This window comes from Streptococcus fryi (assembly GCF_053206505.1).
Genome location: NZ_JBRUGW010000005.1, coordinates 20,154 through 32,164 on the forward strand (window position 1 = coordinate 20,154; position 12,011 = coordinate 32,164).

At 37.4% G+C, this 12,011-nt stretch carries 14 protein-coding genes and 1 pseudogene; 3 read left to right on the plus strand and 12 right to left on the minus strand.

All coding sequences use genetic code 11. The annotated features are described in order from the left end of the window. Window positions 1-4: 4 nt before the first annotated feature. A complete protein-coding gene (locus ACVRZH_RS02435) occupies window positions 5-544 on the minus strand; it encodes a GNAT family N-acetyltransferase (protein WP_447453739.1) in 540 nt (179 codons plus the stop codon). 183 nt (window positions 545-727) lie between these two features. Here ACVRZH_RS02435 and ACVRZH_RS02440 point away from each other — a divergent pair, with 183 nt between their 5' ends. After that, window positions 728-1,357, plus strand: a complete 630-nt coding sequence (locus tag ACVRZH_RS02440) for a copper homeostasis protein CutC (RefSeq protein WP_447453740.1) — start codon at window positions 728-730, stop codon at window positions 1,355-1,357. A gap of 120 nt (window positions 1,358-1,477) precedes the next feature. On the opposite strand, the gene ACVRZH_RS02445 is transcribed toward ACVRZH_RS02440, so the two are convergent. From ACVRZH_RS02445 to pflA, 10 genes are all read right to left on the minus strand, one after another. Next, window positions 1,478-2,617, minus strand: a complete 1,140-nt coding sequence (locus ACVRZH_RS02445; protein WP_447453741.1) for a hypothetical protein — start codon at window positions 2,615-2,617, stop codon at window positions 1,478-1,480. Window positions 2,618-2,657: 40 nt separating this feature from the next. Beyond that, complete coding sequence (gene rsmI / locus ACVRZH_RS02450; protein ID WP_447453742.1) at window positions 2,658-3,524, minus strand: 16S rRNA (cytidine(1402)-2'-O)-methyltransferase; 867 nt, start codon at window positions 3,522-3,524, stop codon at window positions 2,658-2,660. Between the two features lies 1 nt (window position 3,525). Further along, entirely contained in the window at window positions 3,526-3,849 is a 324-nt protein-coding gene (locus ACVRZH_RS02455; RefSeq protein ID WP_447453743.1) for an initiation-control protein YabA, read from the minus strand. A gap of 36 nt (window positions 3,850-3,885) precedes the next feature. Beyond that, window positions 3,886-4,764, minus strand: a complete 879-nt coding sequence (locus tag ACVRZH_RS02460; protein ID WP_447453744.1) for a DNA polymerase III subunit delta' — start codon at window positions 4,762-4,764, stop codon at window positions 3,886-3,888. After that, window positions 4,754-5,404, minus strand: a complete 651-nt coding sequence (tmk, locus tag ACVRZH_RS02465) for a dTMP kinase (RefSeq protein ID WP_447453745.1) — start codon at window positions 5,402-5,404, stop codon at window positions 4,754-4,756. The genes ACVRZH_RS02460 and tmk overlap by 11 nt, the downstream gene beginning before the upstream one ends. A 211-nt stretch (window positions 5,405-5,615) precedes the next feature. Next, the gene (locus ACVRZH_RS02470; protein WP_447453746.1) at window positions 5,616-6,275 is read right to left on the minus strand and encodes a CBS domain-containing protein; all 660 of its coding nucleotides are present in this window, start codon (window positions 6,273-6,275) and stop codon (window positions 5,616-5,618) included. 533 nt (window positions 6,276-6,808) lie between these two features. Beyond that, entirely contained in the window at window positions 6,809-7,075 is a 267-nt protein-coding gene (locus tag ACVRZH_RS02475; RefSeq protein ID WP_447453747.1) for a chorismate mutase, read from the minus strand. Between the two features lie 37 nt (window positions 7,076-7,112). Then, window positions 7,113-7,556, minus strand: a complete 444-nt coding sequence (locus ACVRZH_RS02480; RefSeq protein WP_447453748.1) for a flavodoxin — start codon at window positions 7,554-7,556, stop codon at window positions 7,113-7,115. 380 nt (window positions 7,557-7,936) lie between these two features. Beyond that, on the minus strand, window positions 7,937-8,872 hold the full coding sequence (locus ACVRZH_RS02485; protein ID WP_447453749.1) for a manganese-dependent inorganic pyrophosphatase: 936 nt from the start codon (window positions 8,870-8,872) through the stop codon (window positions 7,937-7,939). A gap of 201 nt (window positions 8,873-9,073) precedes the next feature. Then, complete coding sequence (pflA, locus tag ACVRZH_RS02490) at window positions 9,074-9,862, minus strand: pyruvate formate-lyase-activating protein (protein ID WP_447453750.1); 789 nt, start codon at window positions 9,860-9,862, stop codon at window positions 9,074-9,076. A gap of 386 nt (window positions 9,863-10,248) precedes the next feature. Between pflA and ACVRZH_RS02495 the strand changes: the two genes are divergently transcribed. Both ACVRZH_RS02495 and ACVRZH_RS02500 read left to right on the plus strand, forming a co-directional pair. Further along, window positions 10,249-11,112 (plus strand): IS982 family transposase, encoded by an 864-nt coding sequence (locus ACVRZH_RS02495; RefSeq protein ID WP_447453751.1) that lies wholly within the window; start codon window positions 10,249-10,251, stop codon window positions 11,110-11,112. A 320-nt stretch (window positions 11,113-11,432) separates the two neighbouring features. Beyond that, window positions 11,433-11,620 (plus strand): annotated as a pseudogene (locus tag ACVRZH_RS02500) (transposase); the annotation flags it as partial. 133 nt (window positions 11,621-11,753) lie between these two features. On the opposite strand, the gene yidD reads toward ACVRZH_RS02500, so the two are convergent. Then, on the minus strand, window positions 11,754-11,996 hold the full coding sequence (yidD, locus tag ACVRZH_RS02505; RefSeq protein WP_447453752.1) for a membrane protein insertion efficiency factor YidD: 243 nt from the start codon (window positions 11,994-11,996) through the stop codon (window positions 11,754-11,756). Between the last annotated feature and the right edge of the window lie 15 nt (window positions 11,997-12,011).

Genomic DNA, 12,011 nt, shown 5'->3' on the forward strand with positions numbered 1-12,011 from the left:
TTTATCAATCGCCACCCTCTAAAATATAATCTAATGGTGCTCTATTTTTTTCAGTCTTAACCAGTTGATAAGCTAAACGCTCACCTTCAAACATGACTGTACCACAATAAGCAAAGCCTAGTTTATTTAGTAAGGCATTCATGGCCTTGTTATCAGGATGTGTATCACATCTAAAATCTGTTTCATCCCTCATTTCCATTAAGCCTTCAAGCATAGTCAAGCCAATCTGTTGCCGACGAAAAGCATCAGCCACAGCAATACGGTGAAAGGCTATATAATCTTGATTATCTATCAACCACTTTCCATCATAGATAGCATCATAAGCTTTTTCCGGGCCTTTAACCAAAGCTGTGTAACCTGCTAGTTGCCCTTCAACTAAAGCCACATAACCTTGACCACTAATAATATCATCAATAATGGTATCGGCATCGGGATAACCATTCTGCCATTGGTCACTACCGTAGCTAGCGATATAGGCACGTGCTTGATTAATAATCGTCATGATATCAGAGACTTCATTGGGATGTGCCAAACGAATTTCCATTATTCCCTCCAGTAAGATCACTTCATTTGTCAAATAGTGAATTTTTCATCATTTTATCAAAGTAACTCGTAATTGTAAAGAGAGAATTAACTATAATCAGTTGAGTAAGGAAGAATAATCATGATATAATATAAGAAATTTAATCTTAAAAATCATAGCATTGCTGTATGTAAAGGAGAGAACATGATTAAAGAATTTTGTGCAGAAAATCTAACAGACCTACATCGATTGGTCGGAACAGATATTACTCGTGTGGAATTATGTGATAATTTGGCCGTGGGTGGCACAACGCCAAGTTACGGCGTTATTAAAGAAGCTTCGAAATATTTGCATGACCATAACATCAGTCTGGCTACAATGATTCGACCTCGTGGTGGGGACTTCGTCTATACAGACATTGAAATAAAAATCATGGAAGAAGATATTCTTAGAGCTGTTGAATTAGAAAGTGATGCCTTAGTTTTTGGGTTATTAACTCCAGAAAACGAGCTCGACATTGATGGTATTCAATCTCTCCTTCCAGCATGCCAAGGTGTTGATATGGTTTTCCATATGGCTTTTGATTTGATCCCAACAGAGAAACAAAAAGAAGCTATAGATCAACTGGTTGACTTAGGCTTTACTCGAATTCTTTTACATGGTAGTGCTGAGCGTCATGATATTTTTGATAACCTACCACATCTGAAAGACCTTATTGCTCATGCCAATGGTCGTATTGAAATCCTACTTGGTGGGGGAGTAAATAAGGATAATTATATCAGTTTACTTAACGAGACAGGAACTAATCAAGTTCACGGTACTGGATTACTGTAGCTTCTCGTCATTAAAATAAGCTTGACGAACACCGTCTTTTAGAGGTTCAGTTCGTCAAGCTTTTTACTATGATCAACAATAAACCTTGAGAAATAGATGTCACATTCCTCAAGATTAGGGTTATTTCTTGGGTATGGATAAGAGACCTACACTGTTTTCATCTTCTAGGGTTAACTGAGAGAGAACTTTCTTATTAACCATATCATACAGATAAAGACTAGCAGGTTCCTGTTTAGAGTCGCTATAAGAGACTTGTGTTAAAATCACTAAACGTTGGTCATCTAAAGCAACTATAGACTGCAAGTTTGACATACTATCTCCTAACTGTAGATCCTCAGAAAGATTAAACACCTCTTGTTCGCCAGTTTTTAAGTCAATCGCAGTAAGCAACTTAAGGTCATTTTCGTAATGACTATGCTCAATTAATAAACGTCCGTCATTCGCCAACGGGTATAAAAAATCCGGAGATTCCTTGTCTATTGGTAGGGAGGAGGATTCAAATGTTGTCAAATTAATTTTTTGAAGAAGTCGTGATTTAACATATGCAGAACCTTCTTCTGTCAATACTGTTTCCAAATTAACAACCAAGTAATAGAGGTCGTTCCCAACAATAATCGCATCTAAAATACCTCCACCAGAAGCAATCGAAATGTCTGGTATTGAAATATGATCAACAATAGTAAAATTAGATTCATCAATAATAGTCAGATAGAAATGGTCAGAACCAGTCGATTGGTCATTACTAAGGACATGATTTATGACATAGATAAGACCGTTATTCAAAACTAGCTGCGCATCGTAGAAATGGTCTTCCTCATCTCCTAAGCTCATACGCTGACGTTCATGCCCCAATTTATCATAAGCAACTAACTCATTCCCAACAAGGCTGTAAGCCCCTTTTTGACCATTGACCGCTAAGCCAAGTTCATAGGAGTTTACTGGTTGCCTATATAGTAGACCTTCTTTCAAATCAAGCGACATGACGTAATTAGCATCTGTTTCTGAAAAGACAAAGTATCTGCCATCAGTACCTTTTTTATCAATCTCTTGCACATAAGATAAATTGGTTAATGATGTCTTAGTAAGCGCTAGGTCATTGTCTCTAATGGTCAAAGAGCTAATTCCCTTATCTGTCAATAACAACAGATCTGCCTGATCATCTAGTGTTAACTTTTCAACACTTGGTCTAAGAATCAGATAAATCGTCAGAACTAATGCGGCTACTATGAGGCTGCAAGTTATCCATATTGCTTTTTTCATACTCCTCTTCCTCCACGATAATGTTACAATATCTTCATACTCATTCTATATTATGATAGCTCTTATAAACGTCTTGTCTGTCAAGCTGATACTGCTTAGCTATAACTTTTATAGCCTGATTAGGTTTCAAACCTTTCTCAATCTCATCTCGCACCAAACTTGCAATATCTAAATTTTCATCATTTAACTCAATGGCTTCGGGAGAAAAACCAGATACAATCAAGAGACATTCTCCTTTAGCAGGATGCTCATCTAAGTAGCTAATCAATTCTGAAATACACCCTCTTTGATACTCCTCAAAAACCTTGGTCAGTTCTCTAACTAATACAACTTCTCGATCTCCGTAGATTTCTAATAAATGCTCTAACGTTTCCTGAACACGATAAGGTGATTCATAGAAAATCTGTGTCTCTGGGTACTCTTTTTTAGACCGTAAAAAATCTTTTTGCTGACCAGATTTACGTGGTAAAAAGCCATAAAAAATATGAGGCTGTGGAGCTAAGCCTGAAGCAATTAGCCCCGTTATACCAGCGCTTGCTCCTGGTAAAGCTACTACTGGAATAGACACTTTAATGGCTTCTTTAACCAAATCATGTCCAGGATCAGAAATACTTGGCAAGCCAGCATCCGATACTTGAGCAATTGACTTACCTTCTTTCAGTAGACGAAGAATCTCTGGAATTTTATCAAAGGCATTATGTTCATGAAAACTCATCTGCTTGGTTGCAATATCAAAATGCTTAAGCAGCAATCCAGTATTTCTCGTGTCTTCTGCAGCAATAAGGTCAACAGTGTTTAAAACCTCAATAGCTCGAAAAGTCATATCTTTTAGATTTCCAATAGGAGTCGGAACGAGGTATAAGGTCCCATACTCAGATTGACCTTTAAAACTTTTTTGTACTTCCATGTTAACTCTTTCTATCCAGTAACTCTAAGCAGAAAAAACATTCTCCATCATCTCTTTGTTGACCGTAGAAAGAATTACAAATATGGAAACCCTCCTCATAAATACTTTCTAAATGATCTTTGACCTGATGGTTAGGTTTATCATGCTTTTTAGGTGTGACCGTTTGCGCTAACAATTCTCTGAGCTGACTATTTTCAATACGCAAGCGAGCATTTTCTTCAATCACCTGTTGAACCTCTTGTTTGAGATTATCTAACTGTGACAGTGTGTCTATTAGATTACCCGAAAAACCATTGAAAACATTAAATAATTCTTTTTTGTTCATTATCCTTGTTCCTCTCTAAGTATCACAACAATCACTTTAACTAGCTGATAAAACGATGTAGTCAAGCGCATTCTGAAAACTAACATTAGCTTGCCACATTTTTCTAGCACACTCTAGATCTTCAAGGCGTTTCACAGTAGCAAACGTCTTATTCTGCCCTATAATAGCAGCCAACATTTTAAACACCAATTCTTGTTCACCTTTATCTGCAGGTAGCATACTTAAACGAGTTGATTCTAAGTAAAACTGTTGTGTTGGTTTCTGCCATTGCTTAACAAAAGACTGACTAGCCGTTAATAAATCTAGTATTTTAGATGAAGTTGCTAACTGTCTAGCTTCTGAAATGTCCTTTGCAATTTGGGCTAAAAGACGAGCTTGGCTTTTTAACAGACTTAGTTGCTCCAAATCATTAACGAGATAAGCGATATCTTTTGGAAATCGAATCAATTGACAACGACTTCGAATAGTTGGTAATATTTTATGTTCATCTTCTGTCAGTAAAAAAATGTGACTATCCGAAGATGGTTCCTCAATCATTTTAAGCAAGCTATTTGCAGCATTGACATGCATCTTATCACTATCTCTAATGATAAAAACCTGCTTTTTCCCTTCAAATCCAGATTGAGAAAATTCACTAACTACCTGTCTAATCAGATCTGTCTTAATCACATTGCCAACCGGCTCAATAACCCTAACATCTGGAAAACTTTGATTTTCAATCAGTTGACAACTGCGACAAGTTCCGCAAGCAAGTCCTTCTTTAGGAGTTGGACAAAACAACGTTTGCGCCAGTAAAATAGCCATATCAAAACTTCCAAAATGCCCTGAGAAAAGGTAGGCATGATTCAAACGTTTTTCCGATAAAACATTACAAAAATACTCCACAATTTTGGGTTGGTAAGCTCTAACCGACATAGTCGCCTTTCTCTACAAAATCCTTAATCAGTATAGCTACATCGTTAACAACTTGGGACAACTCACGACTAGCATCAATCGTTATAATACGGTTCGGTTCTTTCTTAGCCAACTCCTGATAGCCAGCCCTAACTCTCTGATGCATATCCACCTTTTCCAAATCTAGTCGGTTAACTTCTCGATGATTATTTTGGTTGATACGTGCTAGACCTGTCTCTGTATCCACATCAAAATATAGGGTCAAATCAGGTTTCATGTCATCTGTAGCATAACTGTTTAGCCAACTAATTTCATCCTTGTTCAAACCACGACCATAGCCCTGATAAGCCAAAGAACTATCAATGAAACGATCAATTAAAACCAACTCTCCGCGTTTCAGTGCTGGTAAAACCTTCTCAATAAAGTGCTGCCGTCTAGCAGCAATAAAGAGCAATAACTCTGTCTTAGCATCCATGTGGGTATGACGACTATCCAGAATAATTTCTCTAATTTTTTCTGAAATAGCAATACCTCCTGGCTCTCTTGTCATCACAACTGGGCAAGTTAGATGTTCTTTCAAATAGGGTAGCACACGTTCTAATACCGTTGTTTTACCAGCTCCGTCTGGCCCTTCAATTGTCATTAAAATTCCCTTGGTCATTATTAATCCTTGCTAAAGTTACTCATCTATTATTTTATAAAAACACTTAAAAAAGAGAGGGACAACAGGAACTAATTTCTAGCGTCCTATGTTGTCTACCCCATCTTCATACAGTTTGTATCGGCATAGAACAGCTAATCATCGTTATCAACAAAAATCTTCAGCATCGCTATTGAACACGTCAGATCTAACTGAAATCGGCTCTTTGGGTTTAAAAGATAGCTTTGGTCTCTGTTTTATCAATCGATTCTACTCTAATACCTAAGGCTGTCATTTTATCTTTCAGCACTGTTGTGTCAAAGTCGCCATCGATTTGAATTTCAATGACTACTTCTCCTGATGGTCGTGTGACTTCAATAGTGCGACGAATATTTAGGTTTTCATCAACAATCGCATTCACAACTTGTGCTAATGCGCCAACTTTATTGTCCGTGATGACCCTAACACGAACACCTTCCTCACCATAGCCAGACACTTCCAAGAAAGTTCTAAAGACATCTTTATCTGTAATAATACCTGATACACGTTGACCATCAACAACAGGTAAAACGCCTACCTTATGTGTCATCATCAAATAAATGGCATCTTCTAGGCTGGCATACGGGTTCACAGTAACGACATCTTTAATCATCACATCTTTAACCTTTGTCTTATTTAGCAGATAATTCATTTCGTAAATGGAAAGACTTGTCGCTTTAGATGGACTAGCCTCTGCTAATGTTCCCTCAGTCACCAAACCGACTAATTTATCATTTTCAATAACTGGCAAACGACGTAATCGTTGCTCTCTCATCAAATCTGCAGCCTGAGAAACCTTTGTTTCTGGTGAAATGTAAACCACTTTTTTAGTCATAAAATCTTTAACTGCCATGCAAGCCTCCTCAGATGTTTGATACTTTTATTATACCATAATTTGCCTTAATGACTGTACTCTCTGACATAAATAATCATCTATTACTTTTTGCGATTAGCTTGTAAATAACGTGTTTTAGCTATAACATGCTTAAACGAATAGATAACGAACCCAAGAGAAACAAGAGTGGCCATCACAACTACCATAGACATAATAGTATCCTGGCCGTTAGAGAATCCATTTATCAAAAAACTTCTAATAACTATAATTAGTCCCATAGACATAGCTATAAAAGTGGCAATACTTATCAACAATGTCAATAGGCAAAGTAAATAATAAGCTTTTCGCCATTTAGGTCTCACATTAGCTATATCTACACATAAGAATATGAAAAAGAATATCCAAAATAACAGCAAGAATAATCGTCCTAATAATTCCATAGCTACCCCTTAAAATTGGACAGGTCTTATAAAAAAGGACACATGATGATAAGTCATACCTACCTCCATGTGTCAAAACATGTCATTCTTTAGCTAAATCAGTTACCACCATTAGTCAAAATAAGATGATTGATATTCCTTAGATCTTGACAAGATATCCGTAAAAATATTCAAAAGAGTGGTTTCATAAGCTCTATTAGAGATATTATCAGCTATGTTCTCTAGCAGGGCACGCTCTCTAATCTGATCAACAATCGGTATATCATTAGCTTTTTTATAAGCCACTACACACTCAACTAAAGCCATACGTTCTTCTAAAAGTACGACTAACTGCTGATCAATGTGATCAATTTTTTCTCGTATCTGGTCTAAATCCATCCTTTACACCCTCTTTTGGTTCCCTACAAGATGAACCTTACTGCACGTTTTGAGAAACCTGTTCAGCAAATGCTTCCAAACGTACGATATCCTCATCTTCAGCAGCTAAATCCACCTTTACAGACTCTGCTCCACGAATAGCACCTGTTCGAGCAAAAGCTGCCTCAAAGTCATCTACCGATTTGCAAAACTCATCATAGAAGGTATCACCAGAGCCAACTACGCCATAAACCTTGCCTGCTAAATCTAAATCTTTTAATTCTTCATAAAAATCAACAATTTCATCTGGAAGCTCCCCATCACCATAGGTATAAGTCGCTACAATGGCAATATCCACATCTTCGAAAGCATTCGCATCAACAGTTGTACATTCATCAACCTCAACTGTATGACCAAGTTCCTCTAATTTTTTGGCAACAATATCTGCAATCTCTTCTGTGTTACCTGTCATGCTAGCATAGACAATCTTTGCTAAAGCCATAATATCCTCCTTGTTATCAATAGGCTCATTATAACATAATTCAATAAAATATTAAAGGTTATTTATGTGTCAGTGATACACTTAGCTGTATCAAGAAACATTTAAAAGCAAACCATGAATGCTAAGCTCAGTAATCATCTTATTATTGCTAAAATGATCACCCTACAAACTCATCTAGAGCATTTGGGTATCTATAATGACTGAATAAAATACCTGCTAAAATTTATCAATAAGTGCCCTTATTATGGTCAGTGATTTATCAGATTTTATATCCTTTTAGGTTTTCCTCATGATATTTAAAACAGGACAAGTCATCTGTAACCGTCCTGTCTTTTGTTCATTAAGCATTAAAACTATCTGTCAATTGTGGAACAACTTGATTAAGCATTAAAACTATCTGTCAATTGTGGAACAACTTGTTTTTTACGCGATACGGCACCTGCCAAGAAAGCGTGGTTATTAACAAGTTTAAAGCCAAACGCTGCTTCGACTTTGTCCATATGACTACCAAGCGCTAAAATCTCTGAATTAGAATTGATAATATCTGTAATCATCAATACAAAATCTGAATAACCTTCAGCAGTCATGGCCTTAGTCATAGCTTCTTCAATGTCGACTTGACGCTCTAGAACTTCGGCGATATCAACTGTATTGACTTGAGCAACGCGAACAGGATGACCATTCAACTCAAATGTTTTCGCATCAATATCAATCAACTCATCAGCAGATTTACTAGCAAGATTTGTACCAGCTTTTAAAAGAGCTAAACCATACGTTTCTAAATCAACCCCAGCTAATTCAGCCAATTCTGCAGCGATTTGAGGATCTTTAGCATGGGTTGTTGGTGATTTCAACAATAGGGTGTCTGAAACCAATCCAGACAGCAGTAAACCTGCTACTTCTTTAGGAGGTGTTACACCACTTTCCTTGAATGCTTTATAAACAATTGAAGAAGCTGAACCAACTGGTTCAAGGCGCATATAAAGTGGGTTTGCTGTTTCAAAATTGGCAACACGGTGGTGGTCAATAACAGCTGCTACTTCAAGCTCTCTAATATCAGAAATAGATTGTTGGAATTCATTATGATCAGTTAAAATAACTTGACTAACACCTTCTTCTTTGGCTGATATCACCACTCGAGGTGCAGTTACACCAAAGTAATCCAAAGCAAAAGCTGTTTCTTCATTTGGCGTTCCTAATGCAACTGCTTCTGCATCACGTCCAAAAGCTTCACGTTCAAGATAGGCCCAACCATAAGCGGATGCAATAGCATCCGTATCAGGATTTTGGTGACCAAAAACTAAAAATTTTGTCATGTTTCTTACCTCATTTTTCATAGTCACTCTATTTTAGCAAAAATTAAACATTTAAGCAAAAGAAGGGAAAAAATCTTAGTCATTAGATTAGTCTGATTAGTCTCAGCATAAAAGATAACAGACTTCTAGAGTGATAGAGTTGTGCTCAATACTCACTATCAGATTGACTTGTCTGATCCTACACTAAGGTTTCTCACCTTTTTAAACACCTATACGCTTTTTATAATCTTCATAGCTTTCAGTTTCCATCAATGCTTTAGCATTTCTAACACGTTCAGCAGTCGGTGGTTTCACTCCAGCTAAGGGGTAAGGAATACCCAATTCACGCCACTTAAACTCACCCATTGTATGATAAGGCAAGACCTCAAAACGATCGACATTCTTCAGCGTTTTGACAAATTCTCCCAACTTGATCAAATCATCATCACGATCGGTCAATTCAGGAACCAAGACGTGACGAATCCAAACTGGTTGACCAATATCTGAAAGATAGCGAGCACATTCTATAATGGTTTGATTGCCATGACCTGTTACAATCTTATGTTGTTCTGTATCAATCTCCTTAATATCCAATAAGACCAAATCGGTTACTGCCATCAATTGATTATACTTTTCCAGATACTCAGGTGTATTTCTGAAAGTCAATGCACAGGTATCAAGTGTTGTATGAATCCCTTTTTCCTTTGCCAAATGAAAGAGAGCAATCAAGAAGTCTATTTGGAGAGTGGCCTCACCCCCAGAAACCGTAATGCCACCGTCTTTTCCCCAGAACATCTTATAGCGCAAGGCCTCATTCAAAACATCTTCAGCCGTCCTAGTCGTCGCCTTAGGATTAACCATTTCCCAAGTGTCTGGGTTATGGCAATACTGACAACGCATTTTACACCCTTGCATAAATACAACAAAACGAACGCCGGGACCGTCCACCGTTCCAAAACTCTCTGTTGAGTGTACTAAACCAGTCACATTTTGATAATCAATCTCTGTCATAATCTTACCTCTAGTCTGATACATGTAAACGTTTTATTGATTTTATTATATCATTTTTTACAGAAAATAGGGTAAGCTTGAGCTAAGTTTTCAAACGCGAAGTGAAAATACTGTCAAAGAACAGTTTAACATTTCAATAACTGATATAGCACATCTAACAAAACCCGAAAGACTAACAAACACCAGACAAAGCATTGTCGTTTAGGAAAAGCAGCCTCTTTTTTTACTAACCTCCTTTTATGATGTGAACCAACTCACTGACAACTATTCAACAACACCTTCTTGATAATAAAAGCTCTACCCGTGGTGCTAGTTGATGTCAAAGTATACTAAAAAGCCCAAAAGAGCTATACTGTAAGTGACAAAACAGACAGGAGGTAGTTCTTTTGAGCCACTTACAGTATACTGCAAAATCCCATCATTTACAATGGAGTATAGCACAATTAACTCAAATATGTTCTCAATGTTATCGTGATTATTGTCCCAAATCACTAAAACATCGTAAAAATGTTGGCTTATCTAAGGTTTCTGATGTGTCACTTCTTGTTTTATTGTTACTTCAAGCTGAGTTAGGAATAACCTCTCAGCGCCGTTTCTATAGAATCTGTCACCTTTTCTTTGGCAGAAACTTACTGGAGAGAAGTCGCTTTAATAGACGGACAAGACAGCTTATTGGGGTGGTTCAACTCATTCGTCAAGCGTTGAATAAGCCAATCTCATCAGATACCATTGTGATCATGGACAGTTTTCCTATGCCTTTGTGCCAACCTATTCGCAATCACAAAGCGAAGGTTTTCAAAGGTTTAGCTGATATTGGCTACAATGCCTCTAAACACTTATGGTTCTATGGGTTTAAAGTTCATATGCTGGTCACATTATCGGGTGTTATATTGAACTATGTTGTGACACCAGCTTCTATCCATGATATTAAAGTCGTTGATGAACTGCTAGAAGGCTGTAAACAAACTGTTGCCCTTGCGGACTTAGGATATCTCAGTCAAGAGCTAAAAGATAAGTTGGGGCATAAAGGCTATCATTTGTGGACTCCCTTGCGTCAAAACATGGTCGGCGCAAAGCAACATAACAACAGGCAGTTACTAGCATGGAGACGGACAATTGAAACTCGCTTTTCGGAACTTTGTTCTCTATTTGATATTGAGCAGACGTTGGCTAGGGGACTATCTGGATTACAATTGAGACTTGAACAATTCATACTAGCTTATAATTTGAAGTATTTTGACATCAACTAGCACCACGGGTAAGCTCTATAATTTCTTTAGTGGGTAACTCCACCATAGAGGTTATAGAGTCTTTTGAATACCAAAAAGTCCCATGTGACCTATAATGAAAAGCGACTAAACCATCATTAGAAAGACTCATATGGAATAAAGAACTAGTCAGGGGAGTGACTAGTTCTTCCCGAGCCTAAAAATAAAAAAGCGAGGAGTTTATCACAAACCTACTCGGAATAAAAAACCAATATCACTATTTTGGAGATTGTGGACACTAGGGACCCACAAGGAAATCCTCGCTAAACTGGACTATCCTGCCCCAAAATGACAACATTGTCAGGGACAAAATTATCAATGCTTTAAAGCTACCTTACTCAAATGCCAAACTATAAGCCACAAACAATCTCGTCAAAGTCATCAAACGAAATGCCTTTGGATGCCGAAAGATGACAACTTTAAAAAAAGAATTTTGATTGCCTTAAACATCAAAAAGGAGAGAACTAATGTGATTCTCTCCAGAGGTTAGCTTCTCATCCACCCACTACAGTTGACAATGAGCTCATGTTGAGAGTATGGGTTAATTTTTTAGTTTATATTTTTAGCCATTCGTTTGCTGACTCTGTTGAGGTATTTACAATAACTCGCTCAAAAATACCAATCTAAGATTTTGTTTGTCTTCTCAAACTAAACCTCTCTGGTACGGGGTCATCTCCAACTTTTGAAAAGGGATGACAGCGTAAGATACGGGCAACTCCCATCAATACACCTTTTGCACCATGCTTTTCAATAGCCTCTATCATATAGTTAGAGCAGGTTGGGCGAAAACGGCATGACGGTGGAAACAGTGGGGATAAACACCTCTGATAACACTTAACTGGCAAAATCAAAAGCCTTTTTAACATCGTTCTCCTTCAAAC

Excerpts from the sequence above, each read along its gene's own strand:
- ACVRZH_RS02435 (WP_447453739.1), bottom strand. The coding sequence starts at position 544 with ATGGAAATTCGTTTGGCACATCCCAATGAAGTCTCTGATATCATGACG.
- ACVRZH_RS02440 (WP_447453740.1), top strand. The coding sequence starts at position 728 with ATGATTAAAGAATTTTGTGCAGAAAATCTAACAGACCTACATCGATTG.
- ACVRZH_RS02445 (WP_447453741.1), bottom strand. The coding sequence starts at position 2,617 with ATGAAAAAAGCAATATGGATAACTTGCAGCCTCATAGTAGCCGCATTA.
- rsmI (WP_447453742.1), bottom strand. The coding sequence starts at position 3,524 with ATGGAAGTACAAAAAAGTTTTAAAGGTCAATCTGAGTATGGGACCTTA.
- ACVRZH_RS02455 (WP_447453743.1), bottom strand. The coding sequence starts at position 3,849 with ATGAACAAAAAAGAATTATTTAATGTTTTCAATGGTTTTTCGGGTAAT.
- ACVRZH_RS02460 (WP_447453744.1), bottom strand. The coding sequence starts at position 4,764 with ATGTCGGTTAGAGCTTACCAACCCAAAATTGTGGAGTATTTTTGTAAT.
- tmk (WP_447453745.1), bottom strand. The coding sequence starts at position 5,404 with ATGACCAAGGGAATTTTAATGACAATTGAAGGGCCAGACGGAGCTGGT.
- ACVRZH_RS02470 (WP_447453746.1), bottom strand. The coding sequence starts at position 6,275 with ATGGCAGTTAAAGATTTTATGACTAAAAAAGTGGTTTACATTTCACCA.
- ACVRZH_RS02475 (WP_447453747.1), bottom strand. The coding sequence starts at position 7,075 with ATGGATTTAGACCAGATACGAGAAAAAATTGATCACATTGATCAGCAG.
- ACVRZH_RS02480 (WP_447453748.1), bottom strand. The coding sequence starts at position 7,556 with ATGGCTTTAGCAAAGATTGTCTATGCTAGCATGACAGGTAACACAGAA.
- ACVRZH_RS02485 (WP_447453749.1), bottom strand. The coding sequence starts at position 8,872 with ATGACAAAATTTTTAGTTTTTGGTCACCAAAATCCTGATACGGATGCT.
- pflA (WP_447453750.1), bottom strand. The coding sequence starts at position 9,862 with ATGACAGAGATTGATTATCAAAATGTGACTGGTTTAGTACACTCAACA.
- yidD (WP_447453752.1), bottom strand. The coding sequence starts at position 11,996 with ATGTTAAAAAGGCTTTTGATTTTGCCAGTTAAGTGTTATCAGAGGTGT.